The 13,298-nt window shown below is 37.6% G+C and carries 19 protein-coding genes and 1 pseudogene; 7 read left to right on the top strand and 13 right to left on the bottom strand.

Going from position 1 to position 13,298, the window contains the following annotated elements; genetic code table 11:
- Positions 1-30: 30 nt before the first annotated feature.
- From RBL01_RS05675 to RBL01_RS05620, 12 genes and pseudogenes are all read right to left on the bottom strand, one after another.
- Positions 31-339 (bottom strand): annotated as a pseudogene (locus tag RBL01_RS05675) (MazG-like family protein); the annotation flags it as partial.
- Positions 336-638, bottom strand: a complete 303-nt coding sequence (locus RBL01_RS05670) for a hypothetical protein (RefSeq protein ID WP_064376077.1) — start codon at positions 636-638, stop codon at positions 336-338. The gene RBL01_RS05670 and the pseudogene RBL01_RS05675, both read right to left, overlap by 4 nt.
- Before the next feature lie 2 nt (positions 639-640).
- On the bottom strand, positions 641-802 hold the full coding sequence (locus RBL01_RS05665; protein WP_307780982.1) for an antitoxin: 162 nt from the start codon (positions 800-802) through the stop codon (positions 641-643).
- Between the two features lie 14 nt (positions 803-816).
- Positions 817-1,176, bottom strand: coding sequence for a DUF1064 domain-containing protein (locus RBL01_RS05660; RefSeq protein ID WP_010829626.1), 360 nt, complete (start codon positions 1,174-1,176; stop codon positions 817-819).
- Positions 1,169-2,059, bottom strand: a complete 891-nt coding sequence (locus RBL01_RS05655) for a DnaD domain protein (RefSeq protein WP_010728699.1) — start codon at positions 2,057-2,059, stop codon at positions 1,169-1,171. Before RBL01_RS05655 ends, RBL01_RS05660 begins: the two co-directional genes overlap by 8 nt.
- 48 nt (positions 2,060-2,107) lie before the next feature.
- Complete coding sequence (locus tag RBL01_RS05650) at positions 2,108-2,998, bottom strand: recombinase RecT (protein WP_105459713.1); 891 nt, start codon at positions 2,996-2,998, stop codon at positions 2,108-2,110.
- A 1-nt stretch (position 2,999) separates the two neighbouring features.
- The gene (locus RBL01_RS05645) at positions 3,000-3,941 is read right to left on the bottom strand and encodes a lambda-exonuclease family protein (RefSeq protein ID WP_307780981.1); all 942 of its coding nucleotides are present in this window, start codon (positions 3,939-3,941) and stop codon (positions 3,000-3,002) included.
- Between the two features lie 136 nt (positions 3,942-4,077).
- The gene (locus RBL01_RS05640) at positions 4,078-4,263 is read right to left on the bottom strand and encodes a hypothetical protein (protein WP_307780980.1); all 186 of its coding nucleotides are present in this window, start codon (positions 4,261-4,263) and stop codon (positions 4,078-4,080) included.
- The gene (locus RBL01_RS05635) at positions 4,260-4,547 is read right to left on the bottom strand and encodes a hypothetical protein (protein WP_016627808.1); all 288 of its coding nucleotides are present in this window, start codon (positions 4,545-4,547) and stop codon (positions 4,260-4,262) included. The genes RBL01_RS05640 and RBL01_RS05635 overlap by 4 nt, the downstream gene beginning before the upstream one ends.
- The gene (locus RBL01_RS05630) at positions 4,544-5,089 is read right to left on the bottom strand and encodes a hypothetical protein (protein ID WP_002319161.1); all 546 of its coding nucleotides are present in this window, start codon (positions 5,087-5,089) and stop codon (positions 4,544-4,546) included. Before RBL01_RS05630 ends, RBL01_RS05635 begins: the two co-directional genes overlap by 4 nt.
- 63 nt (positions 5,090-5,152) lie before the next feature.
- Positions 5,153-5,305 carry a hypothetical protein gene (locus RBL01_RS05625; RefSeq protein ID WP_002301569.1) on the bottom strand — a complete coding sequence of 51 codons (153 nt, stop codon included), beginning with the start codon at positions 5,303-5,305 and terminating at the stop codon, positions 5,153-5,155.
- Positions 5,306-5,494: 189 nt separating this feature from the next.
- Positions 5,495-5,728 carry a helix-turn-helix transcriptional regulator gene (locus RBL01_RS05620; RefSeq protein ID WP_072538599.1) on the bottom strand — a complete coding sequence of 78 codons (234 nt, stop codon included), beginning with the start codon at positions 5,726-5,728 and terminating at the stop codon, positions 5,495-5,497.
- 154 nt (positions 5,729-5,882) lie between these two features.
- Here RBL01_RS05620 and RBL01_RS05615 point away from each other — a divergent pair, with 154 nt between their 5' ends.
- The 4 genes from RBL01_RS05615 to RBL01_RS05600 all read left to right on the top strand — a co-directional run bounded on the left by RBL01_RS05615 (position 5,883) and on the right by RBL01_RS05600 (position 8,730).
- A complete protein-coding gene (locus tag RBL01_RS05615) occupies positions 5,883-6,254 on the top strand; it encodes a helix-turn-helix transcriptional regulator (RefSeq protein WP_002301565.1) in 372 nt (123 codons plus the stop codon).
- A 6-nt stretch (positions 6,255-6,260) separates the two neighbouring features.
- Positions 6,261-6,689, top strand: a complete 429-nt coding sequence (locus RBL01_RS05610) for an ImmA/IrrE family metallo-endopeptidase (RefSeq protein WP_064376066.1) — start codon at positions 6,261-6,263, stop codon at positions 6,687-6,689.
- Between the two features lie 122 nt (positions 6,690-6,811).
- The gene (locus RBL01_RS05605; RefSeq protein WP_002319155.1) at positions 6,812-7,429 is read left to right on the top strand and encodes a DUF4352 domain-containing protein; all 618 of its coding nucleotides are present in this window, start codon (positions 6,812-6,814) and stop codon (positions 7,427-7,429) included.
- A 164-nt stretch (positions 7,430-7,593) separates the two neighbouring features.
- On the top strand, positions 7,594-8,730 hold the full coding sequence (locus RBL01_RS05600) for a site-specific integrase (RefSeq protein ID WP_307780979.1): 1,137 nt from the start codon (positions 7,594-7,596) through the stop codon (positions 8,728-8,730).
- Between the two features lie 92 nt (positions 8,731-8,822).
- Here the strand turns inward: RBL01_RS05600 and lepA are convergent, their stop codons facing one another.
- On the bottom strand, positions 8,823-10,658 hold the full coding sequence (gene lepA / locus RBL01_RS05595) for a translation elongation factor 4 (protein ID WP_010778082.1): 1,836 nt from the start codon (positions 10,656-10,658) through the stop codon (positions 8,823-8,825).
- A gap of 146 nt (positions 10,659-10,804) precedes the next feature.
- Between lepA and eis the strand changes: the two genes are divergently transcribed.
- Genes eis through RBL01_RS05580 form a run of 3 tightly spaced genes read left to right on the top strand, consistent with a single transcriptional unit; the run spans position 10,805 to position 13,203 of the window.
- On the top strand, positions 10,805-12,025 hold the full coding sequence (gene eis / locus RBL01_RS05590; RefSeq protein ID WP_002319152.1) for an enhanced intracellular survival protein Eis: 1,221 nt from the start codon (positions 10,805-10,807) through the stop codon (positions 12,023-12,025).
- Between the two features lie 19 nt (positions 12,026-12,044).
- Positions 12,045-12,539 (top strand): nucleoside 2-deoxyribosyltransferase, encoded by a 495-nt coding sequence (locus tag RBL01_RS05585; protein ID WP_038809436.1) that lies wholly within the window; start codon positions 12,045-12,047, stop codon positions 12,537-12,539.
- Entirely contained in the window at positions 12,517-13,203 is a 687-nt protein-coding gene (locus RBL01_RS05580; protein WP_307780978.1) for a hypothetical protein, read from the top strand. The genes RBL01_RS05585 and RBL01_RS05580 overlap by 23 nt, the downstream gene beginning before the upstream one ends.
- The last annotated feature ends 95 nt before the right edge of the window (positions 13,204-13,298 follow it).

Below are 13,298 nucleotides of genomic sequence, written 5' to 3'. Positions count from 1 at the left end.
AATTGGCTTAACAATTAGCTTCTTCGGTTCGTCTAGTTGTTTTAAATCACTCGACTTCACGAATACACCATCTACCATTTTTCCTGTGCGTCCTTTGATTTCGTTGTATGCTTGGTTCAGACACTCGTACAAATCCATATCATTTTGCATAGCTAAAATAATCAAGGTTACTACTACGTCTCCAATTCCGTCTCTTAAACCATATTCATCTTTTCTAGCTAGAGAAGCGGAAACTTCCCCAATCTCTTCGATCGTTTTTAACATTTGCTTGCTGGAATCAGCTTGATCTAATCCCTTATCTTTTGCCCACTTCTCTACTTTTGTGATTAGTTCGTTCATTTTTTCTCCTCCATATACCTAAACTGTCGTCCTTTTGAATCAATCCATAAACTCCTAGCTCTATCCCAAATAATGTTTTTGCTCAGACCTGTAATTTCAGATAACTGTTCAGCAGTACCTGTTACTAGAATTCGATCACCATGCCAGATTGCAATTTTTCTCGGCGTTTTCCGTTTGGACTTTTCAGCCCACATTGATTTGCCGATCCTTTGGACTTCTGCAACTATTTCTTTGTCTTCTTGCCAAGATTCTGACTTGGTTAATTCAGCAATTCGTTTCATTGCTGCTTTCTTATCCACGATCATTCCTCCAATCTACGAATTTTCCTTCTTAAATTCTCTATGTGCAAATCGATTGCCTTCCTCGCCGTTTCATTGACCATTACTGCCTTTGTCCGCTCCAGTTCGTCAATTTCACGTTGAATGCTTCGAATACGCATTTGAATCACTTCTTCTGTTGTCATGATGGACCACCTCGTTAAAACCGTTCTTCCTTGAACGTATTCCGATATTTTTTAGCTAAAATCAATGGCACTTGATATTTATGACAAAACAATTTTGCCTTGATCTTAAAGTCTTTTGTCTGCATCCCTTTAACATCTATGACTTTGACAAGCTTGCCGTTTTTATAAAATGTAAAGTCGGGAATATACTCGATCTTGCGATACTTCTTTCCGTCTAGTTCAAATTTCGGCATCAGCTCAAATCGTTCCTGAAGTTTTACTTTCCAGCCGTTCGCTTCAGCTTGCCATAAGGCTAGATCGTAGTACTCTGCTTCTGCGATAGAATCGAACTTGATACCTCGATGGATAGTTTTTCGATTACGATATTTATTCATTCTCAAGAAGCGCCTCCTTCTTAGCCTGATAAGCAGCAAAGCGGGCTTCTAATTCTGCTTTTTTATCAGGATCTAGCGTCTTTTCTTCTTGAGGTTTGTTGACCCAATCAGGCAACTTTTCACGCCGTACATTGTTTTGACGTTTAGGAAGATAGTTTTGTTTTTTCTTGTTTTTAAAAGCTTCTTGGGCTTTTTCCGCTGATTCCATTGTCTTAATTCCTTGATTACTCCATGAATTTAATATCGCTTCAACATATTTTTTCAATCCTGGCATCTCAACGTTGTTTTCGAAAGCTAATTTAAAAGCAAAGAGAATCATATCTGCTCCCCAAGTTTTAATCATCGGTCCTAATGCTCCTTGCAAAAGTCCAGTAGGTGCTTTCCCCCAGTTTTTTTGGATGAACTCATACACACCTATATCATCTTCTTTATTTGTCTTGTTTTGTTTTGTATTGTTTATATAAGCTGAAGGATTTACTGTAGAATCTACTGAAGGATTTACTTCCCTATTTACTTTCGGATTTACTTTACTATCTACCGGAATATTTCCAGTAGCGGAGTTTTCTACCGTATTATCTACTGTAGTTTTTACTGTAAAATTTCCAGTTAGATCAGAAAGAATATAAACTCCAGCTTTTGTACGACCTCTCTTTTTATATTGAAGGAGTCCGTTTTGGATCAATTGATTACGATTGTTAATCAATGTTTTTTCAGACGTTTTAGTCATTGCTTGTAGCCTTGTATTGGCAATCGATAATTCGCTCTGCCATCCACTTTTGTTTGCTATAGCCATTAGCTTATACCAAAGCAGTTGGGGACCAGCGCCAAGCTCGTTATATTCAAGCCAATTGTCAAAAGCATTAAGCTGTCCGATGTAATCCAATTGAGTCCCTCCTTTCGTTCTAGTAATTTGAGGGAGAAAACTCCCTCATTATTTGTTTAACGGCGGATTAGATGCATCAAATAATCCAGTTTGTACATCTTCGTTTTCTTCAGAAATAGCCTCTGCTTCTTTTCTTTCAGGAATATCTTCCTCAACTTCTGTTTCAGCAATAATGCTGCCATCTTCTTGAACTCTTTGGACTCTCTCATCCGATGTGGTAGCTTCTTGCATTTCAATGGATAAGATTCCCCATTTAGAAAGAAGATTTCTCAAAACAGTTTTTCGTGCCATTGCATTGTAATCAGATGCCCACACACCACTTAACTTTGTCTTATCTCGATCTTTATTGTTAGCAATTCGATGAGCTTCAATTTCTTGTTTGGTCCAATAGACAGTTTTCTTGAATCCATTCAGTAATTCAAAATAGCCAACATATCCAATGACTTCATCAGATGTTCTACCATTTGGATCAAACTCGAACTCTTCTGTCAGTCGGTTCCAGCTTTTTAGTTCTCCTTCGTAAACTTCAATCACATTTAATGCTTTGTATTTACCTGATCGTTGGGCTAATTGGATATATCCTTTATAGCCAAGCATAAATTGAGCTTTCTTTTCCCATTTTCCTGTTTGCTTGTTTTTACTATTGAATGGAACTAAATATGCATAACCTAAATTCTTATCTAGCCCAAGATTTAATGTTGCAGCAGTTAACGCACCACTCATGATAGACATCGGTTCACTATCTGCAAGATAACTGTCATTAGATACAAGAGTCATAACATTCGACATAAAAGCATTAGCATTGTCATGAAGTACTTCTTCAAATTTCTTTCTCATTGTTGGTGTATTCATTAGAGCTTTAAGCCCTAACTGTCCTGGTGCAACTTGTTTCTGTGGCTTTTCTGCCAATTGGTTTTTTAACGATTCATTTGTTGCCATATTATTTGATCTCCTTTTCGGTTAGCCTTCTTGATTCAGTAACGTTATAAATCTCTTCATCATTTGCGATATCTGGATATTTCTCTGCTAGTTTCTTCGAGTTCATACGTCTCGTACGGACAAGTTTCCAACTGATGATGTTTTTTTGAGTGATCCCGATACTAGCTTCACGTTTACCTAATTCACTGATGATCTCGTTGTCCACCTGTCGAATAGCTGATTCAATTTCTTTCTTAGTCCGTTTGAGTTCGTTTTTCTGTTCAACTAGTTCATCAAAACGAATTGGCAACGCCGTTTGAACGTCTTCAACATCTGCATACTTTTCTTTCAAGAAATCAGCTGTCGCTTGACTACCGTCAATAACTGGCTCGATGCCTCCAAGAACATTCGTTTCCCAAAACTCTACTAATTGTTCAGTGATTTTATCGATCAACTCTTGATCTCGTTCAATCCGCTTCCAGATAAATTTTTGACCACCGATTAAGACAGCGATGTAACAATAGTCTTTGTTTAGAACGTTCATGTAATGTTGAACTTGGCAGAGATAACTGAGTGGTACTTCTTCACCTTCCCACTCTTTACCGAGAAATTGATTGGCTGTTTTGCATTCCAGAATGGCATTTTCTCCAACAACATCACGATCAATGTTCGCTCTTAGAAACGGATGCAGCGGATGTTCAAAGACTTGGTTTCTTCTGCGAACCTTTTTACCTGTACGTTCTTGAAACTCTTTAGCAACTACTTCTTCTAAGATATTGCCCCAATAAGCTGGCTCGCTTGCTATTTCTTCAAGTACGACTTGCCCTGTTTTTTCAAGCCATAATTGATAAGGTGATTTCCATTTGTTCAATCCTAAAATCGTTCCAACATCAGAGCCGCCAATACCTTTTTGACGGTCTTCAAGCCATTCTTGACGGCTCATTTCTAAGGTAGATTTACTCATCGTCTTCCTCCTCTTTATGTGGCGTGCCCCATTCAGGAGTAGTTAAATACTGATCTAATGCTTGTCCAAAATCATTCATTGTTTTAGCCTTCCTTTCGTGCTAAAATACAGTTAAGTTATTTTGATATGTTGCCGATTAGCGATTGCCGTCGCTGGTCGGTCTTTTTTGTGTTGGCATTTTGAAACTTTCTCTTACAGCAGTAATCGCTACTAAGGTTCCCCAATAAATAAGTGCATATGCTGGATTAATACTTGCCAGTAGGATTGCTACTAGACTCATAAGCAAAGCGCTCTTGACAGTCATTTTAAATACAGTTTTCATTTCTTTCTCTCCTCTCTATATTTAGCAATTTCACTAGCCAAATCTCGGTTCATATAATTGTTTAAAAAACGGTTAACTTCAGCTTTGGGTATCCGTATCTCTCCAATCTTTAAGCAACCCAAGTACCCCATATCGATCAAAGCTTTTACGTTTTGTGGATTTGTTGTTATAGCTAATGCCGCTTCAGTAACTGAGTAAGTTAGTTTTTCGACGTTTCTCTTACTGTTGCGCTTCAAGACAACTTTTTTTGGAAAAATATTTTCCAATGTTTCCATTTCCATCATCCTTTCATATATCCTTGTACCACCCAGTACGATAGCCGTTCCTCACTAAGCTTGCGAATATCGATTCCAAGTATTTCGCACAACGCACTTATTAATGTCACTTCCACCATAATCTCGTCTAAAAATTCATAAGCATATGCAATGATTTGTTGACGATCATCAACAGTTAAGTAATTTACTTGTTTAAGAAGAATTTTTTCTACTTCTTGCTTCTTCTGTTTCCGCTCATCTGATTCAATCATTTGCAACTTATCAAGTGAAGATGGATCTCTTCTATAAACGTCTCCATCAATTGATTTGAATAAACCGAAAAATTCATGGATCACTTGAAGCGTAAAATCAGAATCTCTAAAATGATCCGTTAACGCCTGAGCATTTTCCAACGTCACGGGCTTCGTATTAAGCAATGTTGTCCAATCGCTTAATGACTGTTGAGAGACGTTGATTTGTCTTGCTATTTCCTTTTTGGTCTCACCACTCTTATTAATTACTTCGACTAACGATTCTCGAATAACACTTGACTTTTTTAACAGTTTAAACACCTCATATTCTTATTCGCCCGTATATCAATACGAGCAATTTTTTTATACTATTAATCTAAAGAATCAAACGAAAGCTGCTTCATCTAGTTCACGTTCAAGCTCTTTTTGAACTTCTTCAACTAGACGATCGAGTTGATCATCATTTGCACATTTGATTATGTGGACTAGTCTAGGTCTAGCATCAAGTACGATGTTTATTTTTTCTTGTCGTGTCATTAAAATCATCTCCTTAGCTTGTACATGAAAGAAACACTTTTGTACGATATTAGACGGATAATAGATAACTAGTAATTATTAATAAAACTAGCAATGCGTAGAAAGGGTACCAACTATTCCTAGGTGCTAATTTACGCATTGACTGAATACAAAGTATTCCAAATATCCATATTGCTATTATTAAAAATTTCATTTGGAAGTCTCCCTTGTTTTTAACTCATTTTTGTAGTTAAAAGCCATAAAAAAAATTTTTTCTTTAGGAACATGAAAAATATCTTCTAGATGTTGCATCTGGGAAGGCTTAGGCAAGGTACGTCCTACCTCCCAAGAACTGATTGTTTTTTGGGATACTTTTAATAAAGACGCTAGTTGAGATTGAGAGATCCCTTTTCTAGATCTTATTTGTCCCATTTTGTTTTCCATACATTTCCACCTCTCTTTTACTACCTTATGTAGTTATAATATACTACAAAATTTAGTAAGTCAACTATTATTACTACTTTTTTTTGTATTAACTGAATTTCGTTGTACCGACTACGCTTTGTAGTATATAATTTTATTAAAAGGAGGACTTGCTGTGTTAAAAGATCGAATCAAAGAGTTAAGAAAGCAACATGGCTGGACCCAAGCAGAACTAGCAAAAAAAATGAGCGTGTCCCAACAAACTATAGGAAGTTGGGAAGTAGGTCGTGCAGAACCTAATTCAGAAGCACTAACTAAATTAGCTCATCTATTTAACGTTAGTACTGACTATCTATTAAGTAATCATAAAACTCCAGAATGGGCGACTAAAGAAGATATAATTGAACTTGATAAACTACTTGAATCAAATGCTAACATGGCTTATGGAGGCGAAACGTTAACACCCGAACAGCTTCAAAGAGTCAGAGATGTTTTAGCAGGCATGTTTTGGAAATTCAAAAAAGAAGACAAGGACAAAGAGAAGTGATTGGGTATGGAATTGGATGTTATCAATTTAGTTGAGAACCTAAAGCGGAAGTATCAATCCGCTAATCCATTTTATATTTGTGAAAAAATGGATATTCAAATTGAATATGTTCCTTTTATTGATGATCCTAAAGGTCAATTCCAAGAGATTTTAGGTCGTGCTGTCATTCTTTTGAATGACGAATTAAAGGATTCTGAGGAAAGATTTTATATTTGCGCCCATGAGCTTGGTCATGCCATTTTCCACAAAGGATTATCAAGTTATTACGTCTCTACAAGAAATTCTAGAAGCAAGTCTGAAAGTGAAGCTAATTGCTTTGCTGCTAATCTTATAGCCGACTTATATAAAGAAGACACACAAATGTATCCGAGAAAAATTGAAGATTTATCTCGTTTATATGGTCTTCCAGTTTCGGCTTATAGATTCTTAATTTAGTTAATCATGAATTGTGCTTTTGCTTTGTGGGGAAAGCGTGAACGGTATAGTTCTTTGATTTGGAGGCGACTATCACTGCCTGCCTTAAGTGGGAGTAATAATATTTTTTTGGAGGAGAAATAATGGCAAAGAAAAAGGTTACAGGAGAAGATGGTAAAACATATGTTATGAAAGAGAAAAAACCATTCTATAAGAGAGTTTGGTTTTGGATTCTAGTGGTAATCGTTGTGTTCATCGTTGGTGGTGCGCTAGGCGGTGGCGATGATAAAAAAGAAACTACTTCTGCTAAAACAGAAAAAGTAAGTAGCAACGATTCTGCTGAGAAAGATACACAGAGTTCTAGTGATCCTTTGAATCAGGACTTTGCTGTTGGAGATACTGTGAGCTATGAGGGCTATGAAATTAAAGTTAATAATGTGCAATACAGTAGCGGTAGTGAGTTCGATACTCCTGATGATGGAAAACAATATGTTATCGCAAACATTACAATTACTAATAATTCTGGTAAAAAGCAGTCCTATAACCCTTATGACTTCAAGCTAAATGCAGATGGTAATGCCACTGATATGGATGAAATCACTACATTAGATAATATTAACCAATTAAATAGTGGCGATTTGGATGATGGTGCTTCAGTTACTGGTGATTTGGTTGGCCAAGCTGATACAAATGCCAAGTTAAAGCTTCAATATGCTACATCTATTTGGAATGATGAAACAGTTGATATTTCTTTAAACTAATAGATCAAAAGAACAGCCTTCGGGCTTTTCTTTTTAAACGTAAAAGAACATAAGTTCGTATACTTCTATTGAAAATACGGATTTTACATCTATTCCCTTTCTATATGTACCAAAAGAATTTAACTATCGTACTAATGACATAGCAATATGAAAGGACTGATTTTATGCGTGGCGGTGTGAGAAAACGTGGAAAACGTTGGTATTATTATTTTGAAGATATCAATGATGATGGCTCAAGAAAAAAAGTGGAGAAAGTTGGTGGAGACACCCGACCAGAGGCCGAAGCTGCTTTACGAAAAGTTTTATCAGATATTGACGAAACAGGACAATACTTTTTAGGTACGGATACTCGAGTAAAACAATACCTTGATTTTTGGATGGAGGAATACGTTAAACTAAATCTAAAATACAATACCTATGAAAACTACCGATTTACCATCAAAAATCATATAGATGGTTATTTAGGAAAGAAAAAACTTACGGATCTCTCCCCTGCTCTTTTGCAAAATTTCATCAATGATGAATTTAAAAAGGGTTACTCGAAGAAAACAATGACTATTACTCACTCTGTCCTTAAGAATGCCCTGAATATGGCGGTTTATCCTTGGGGGTTAATCAAGCAAAATCCTATGCTGTATGTAAAGATACCAAAATACGAAGAACGACCAACGACTAAAAAAGATCTAAAAATCATTTCTCTTGAGGACTTTGATCATATGCTAGAAATCACTCCTGAAGGCCATCCTTTCTATATTCCTTTGAATATTGGATTTTATACGGGAATGCGCGTTGGCGAAGTTTGTGGTCTGACGTGGGATAATGTCGATTTTTCAAATGGAACAATTACTGTAGAGAAACAAATGGTAAAGAATGGTGGCGCATGGGTATATGGTACACCAAAGACAAGCAGTTCCAATCGAACGATTTTTATTGGACAAACCTTGCTAACAATTCTGAAAAAACATAAGAAACAACAATTAGAAAATCGAATGAAGTATGGAAAGCTCTACATTGATTCAAATGCAGTATGTACGAAGGAAGACGGTGAGCTAGTTACGCCAAGTGTGGTGAAATGGAACACAAGAAGGATATCGAATGCACTCTCCCTCTCTTTTAACTTCCATTCTCTCAGACATACTCATGCTACACTTCTTCTCGAAAATGGCGCAAAAATGAAAGAAATCTCTGAACGATTGGGCCACAGCAGAATTTCAATTACGATGGATACTTACTCGCATGTGACAGATAAGATGAGAAATGAAACGGTCGATATCATGGAGAATCTGAGAAAGAATTCGTAAGTTTTGCCACCGAAAAAAACCACCGGTGGCAAACCGGTGGCAAATCCATGTAAACATGGGTTATTTTTTACACTGTTTTCAAACAAACCTTGCTATTTCTTCGGTTCGTCCTCATCCATTTTCAGAACGGCCATGAAGGCTTCTTGCGGAACTTCGACTGAGCCGATTTGTTTCATCCGCTTCTTCCCTTCTTTTTGTTTCTCTAAGAGTTTACGTTTACGAGAAACATCTCCACCATAACATTTAGCCAAGACGTTTTTACGCAAGGCTTTGATGTCTGAACGGGCAACGATTTTTTGTCCAATAGCTGCTTGGATTGGCACCTCAAATTGTTGGCGTGGGATTAGTTTTTTCAGTTTTTCAACGATTGCTTTTCCACGTTCATAGGCAAAGTCTCGGTGAACGATAAAGCTTAATGCATCGACTTTTTCTCCATTCAGCAAGATATCCATCTTCACTAACTTGCTTTTTTGATAACCAGACATTTCATAATCCAATGAGGCATAGCCTTTCGTGCTTGATTTCAATTTGTCGAAAAAGTCAAAGACAATTTCAGAAAGCGGAATATTATAGACGACATTTACTCGGTAATCATCTAAATAATCCATCGTAATGAATTCTCCCCGTTTTCGTTGAGAAAGTTCCATTACTGCACCGACAAAATCATTTGGGACCATGATCTGTGCTTTGACGAATGGTTCTTCTACATCCTGGATCGTTACAGGTTCAGGAAAATCTGCCGGGTTATCTACTGTAGCAGTCGTACCATCCGTTTTATTAACATGGTAAATAACGGATGGTGCAGTCGTGATCAATTCTAGATCGAATTCCCGTTCCAAGCGTTCTTGGACGACATCCATATGAAGAAGTCCGAGGAATCCACAGCGGAACCCAAAACCTAATGCTTGAGAGGTTTCTGGTTCGAATTGTAAAGCAGCATCATTCAATTGCAGTTTTTCTAAAGCTTCCCGCAAATCGTTGTAACGAGAAGTATCAATTGGATAAAGACCACAATAAACCATCGGATTCATTTTTCGGTAACCTGGTAAAGCTTCAGCGGCAGGATTGTCTGCTAACGTTACTGTATCCCCTACTCGTGTATCTTGGACAGTTTTGATACTTGCTGTGATATAACCGACATCACCGACCATCAAAAAGTCTCTAGCAACTGCTTTTGGCGAGAAGACCCCGACCTCTGTAACATCAAATGTTTTTCCATTACTCATCAGTTTGATTTTGTCTCCGGGTTTGACCATACCGTCCGTGATTCGGACATTTAGAACAACACCGCGGTAACTATCATAAATAGAGTCAAAGATCAAAGCTTTTAGCGGTGCATCTAAGTCTCCACTTGGTGCAGGAACATATTCCACGATCTGCTCGAGAATATCTTCAATCCCAATCCCTGATTTGGCACTAGCTAATACAGCTTCACTAGCATCAATTCCGATTACGTCTTCGATTTCTTGACGGACACGTTCGGGATCTGCTGCGGGTAGGTCGATTTTATTGATGACTGGCAGGATCTCCAAATCATTGTCTAAGGCTAAATAAACATTGGCCAATGTTTGGGCTTCGATTCCTTGTGCTGCATCGACCACTAAAACGGCACCCTCACAGGCAGCAAGGCTTCGAGAGACTTCATAGGTGAAGTCGACGTGCCCTGGGGTGTCAATCAAGTGAAAGATATATGTTTCTCCATTTTTCGCTGTGTAATTGAGTTCTACAGCATTTAATTTAATCGTGATTCCACGTTCACGTTCCAAATCCATCGAGTCTAACAGCTGATCTTGCATTTCGCGAGACGTCACAGTGTGCGTCATTTCTAAAATACGATCGGCCAATGTAGATTTCCCATGGTCGATATGAGCGATGATCGAAAAATTACGAATCTGCTCTTGGCGTTCTTTCATTTTCTTTATATCCATAGCGTCTCCTCTTTTCATATAATCAGCACTTTCCATTATACCAACGAAAAGCAGTAATTTAAAGAGTTTTTAATTAGTCAGCTATAGAAGTTTTTTTTGTAGAATTTTGCTATACTGTTATCAAGCTAATAAATGGAGATGAAAAAATGGATCAAAAAGATTTTAGAGAAAATCTTGAATTAAAACCGGTCACTCAAGAACATATCGATCAATTCAATGAATTGCTTTCCTATGTGTTCCAAGTGACTGAAGCAGATATCGAGGAAAGCGGGTTTGAGAATAAACGAGCTTTTATCCGTTCCAAAAAACCGATTTTGGAAGTATCGAAAGTGTTCGGATGGTTCCACGAAAATAAACTGATCTCTCAAATCGCTATCTATCCTTGTGAAGTCAATATTCACGGTGCACGTTATAAAATGGGTGGTGTGACTGGAGTTGGAACTTATCCAGAATATGCTAACCATGGATTGATGCAAGATCTAATTATCGTTGCATTGGATAATATGCGCAAGAATAAGCAATGGATCTCTTATTTGTATCCTTACAGTATCCCCTACTATCGGCGTAAAGGATGGGAAATCATGTCTGATAAACTTTCCTTTAAAATCAGAGATACACAGCTACCTAAACAAATCCCAGTAAGTGGTATGGTTGAGCGATTACCAGTTGATAATCCAGACGTATTTTCCGTTTATGACAAATTTGCCCAACAAAACCATGGTGCTTTATTCCGCAGTGATTTTCATTGGGAAGAGTATTGGCGTTTCGAAAATGAAGATGAGCGCACAGCCGCTGTCTACTACGATAGCAACCATGAACCAAGAGGTGTTCTATTCTACTGGGTAGCTGAAGAAATATTTCACGTAAAAGAAATGTTCTATCTTGATCAAGAAGCTCGAAATGGCTTATGGAACTTTATTTCCGCACATTTTTCCATGATCTACTGGGTACATGGAGATATTTATAAAAATGAGCCTTTAGCATTTTTGATTGAAGATAGTCAGATCAAAGAGCAGATCGAACCATATTTTATGGCTCGGATCGTTGATGTAAAAGAATTCCTTCAACGGTTTCCGTTTGTTGGAACAACTGATGCTTTTCATTTCATCATTGAAGATCCTGTCGCTCCTTGGAATAATGGCGTCTTTGCTTTAACATGGGATGAACAGGGAAAAGTCCGTGTCTTGAATGAACCTATAGGAAACCCTGTTCGATTGAATATCCAAACATTGACTTGCTTGATGATGAATTATCGACGTGCTTCTTATTTGGCAAGAATCGAACGGTTAGAAACAGATGAAGAAACACTGAAGTCACTAGAGCGTATCATTCCAAACATGGAAGCTTACTTTAGCGATTATTTTTGATAAGAAGGATGATGTTTAGATGAAACTTTATTTTGCCGCACCAATGTTTGCTAAAAGTGATTTGTTATACAACCAACAGTTAGTTAAAGAAATCAGAGAGCTTTCTTCTGAGCTTTCGCTCTATCTTCCTCAAGAAAATGAAGCAATCAATGACAAAACTGCTTATGCAGACAGTCGAATGATTGCTCTTGCTGACACAGAAAAAGTGTTGGCTAGTGATTTAATGATTGCTTTACTAGATGGGCTGACGATCGATGCCGGGGTAGCATCGGAAATCGGTGTGGCTTATGCGAAAGGCATCCCAGTGATCGGCTTATATACTGATACTCGACAGCAAGGCGGAACCCACCCGAAAAAAATCGCTGCACTACAAGAAACAGCTGAAAATCAATTTCACTACCTGAACTTATATACAATAGGTCTGATCAAATTGAACGGAAAAGTGGTTTCTTCAGAAACTGAGTTGCTTTCAGAAGTAAAAAGATTTTTAGATGGAGGGACATTCAGTGATTAAAGAAATCAAAAAGGTGCAAATAGCTTTACTTGCTTTTGGCATATTCGTTGTCTGCTATAATTTTTATGAATTTATCACACAAAAATATTCGACTTCTCAAGGAATCACATTTATCGTGGAATCTTTATTAGGGATTGCATTGATTTTCATGCCACAAGTCATTTTGAAAGTTTTCAAACTTAAAATACCAGCAGCAATCGTTTTGTTTTACTGGTTTTTCTTGTTCATCTCTGTCTTTTTAGGCACAGGGATGCATTTGATCAGTATCATCTCTTTTTGGGACAAAATTTTACACGCTGTGAGTCCAATGGTCCTGACAGCTCTTGGCTATGGATTGATTGGTTACTTGATGAAAGATGCTGAGATATCAAAAACCAGTCCTTGGTTGTTCCTCTTATTCGGCTTTGCGTTTGCTGGACTTTGCGGCGTGTTTTGGGAGTTCTGGGAATTCTTATGTGACCAATTCTTAGGCATGAATCTTCAACGCTTTGCTGCTTCTGACGGCACACTGTTTGTCGGACGAGCAGCATTGATGGATACGATGGGCGACTTGCTGACAAATACGATAGGTGCTGCCTTGATGGGATTGTTTGCTTGGTCTCAAAGTAATAAAGATGAGCGTTATTTTGAAAGTTATAAATTAGAAAAAGTAAAAAATATTTAATAAAAGAGATTGTGGCAGAAGCGGGCAGCTTCAAGGAATTTCGACTTATTTTTCGAAGAAGCTACTTCTGGAATTTATTCGGAAAAAGGGGGTGT

Source organism: Enterococcus sp. SB12 (genome assembly GCF_030910025.2).
Taxonomy (GTDB): domain Bacteria; phylum Bacillota; class Bacilli; order Lactobacillales; family Enterococcaceae; genus Enterococcus_B; species Enterococcus_B faecium.
This window is presented reverse-complemented; position numbering and strand designations above follow the sequence as displayed.

Coding starts and splice junctions, on each gene's coding strand:
- RBL01_RS05665 (WP_307780982.1), bottom strand. CDS start 802: ATGACAACAGAAGAAGTGATTCAAATGCGTATTCGAAGCATTCAACGT.
- RBL01_RS05660 (WP_010829626.1), bottom strand. CDS start 1,176: ATGAATAAATATCGTAATCGAAAAACTATCCATCGAGGTATCAAGTTC.
- RBL01_RS05650 (WP_105459713.1), bottom strand. CDS start 2,998: ATGGCAACAAATGAATCGTTAAAAAACCAATTGGCAGAAAAGCCACAG.
- RBL01_RS05645 (WP_307780981.1), bottom strand. CDS start 3,941: ATGAGTAAATCTACCTTAGAAATGAGCCGTCAAGAATGGCTTGAAGAC.
- RBL01_RS05640 (WP_307780980.1), bottom strand. CDS start 4,263: ATGAAAACTGTATTTAAAATGACTGTCAAGAGCGCTTTGCTTATGAGT.
- RBL01_RS05635 (WP_016627808.1), bottom strand. CDS start 4,547: ATGATGGAAATGGAAACATTGGAAAATATTTTTCCAAAAAAAGTTGTC.
- RBL01_RS05625 (WP_002301569.1), bottom strand. CDS start 5,305: ATGACACGACAAGAAAAAATAAACATCGTACTTGATGCTAGACCTAGA.
- RBL01_RS05620 (WP_072538599.1), bottom strand. CDS start 5,728: ATGGAAAACAAAATGGGACAAATAAGATCTAGAAAAGGGATCTCTCAA.
- RBL01_RS05610 (WP_064376066.1), top strand. CDS start 6,261: ATGGAATTGGATGTTATCAATTTAGTTGAGAACCTAAAGCGGAAGTAT.
- RBL01_RS05605 (WP_002319155.1), top strand. CDS start 6,812: ATGGCAAAGAAAAAGGTTACAGGAGAAGATGGTAAAACATATGTTATG.
- RBL01_RS05600 (WP_307780979.1), top strand. CDS start 7,594: ATGCGTGGCGGTGTGAGAAAACGTGGAAAACGTTGGTATTATTATTTT.
- lepA (WP_010778082.1), bottom strand. CDS start 10,658: ATGGATATAAAGAAAATGAAAGAACGCCAAGAGCAGATTCGTAATTTT.
- eis (WP_002319152.1), top strand. CDS start 10,805: ATGGATCAAAAAGATTTTAGAGAAAATCTTGAATTAAAACCGGTCACT.
- RBL01_RS05585 (WP_038809436.1), top strand. CDS start 12,045: ATGAAACTTTATTTTGCCGCACCAATGTTTGCTAAAAGTGATTTGTTA.
- RBL01_RS05580 (WP_307780978.1), top strand. CDS start 12,517: ATGGAGGGACATTCAGTGATTAAAGAAATCAAAAAGGTGCAAATAGCT.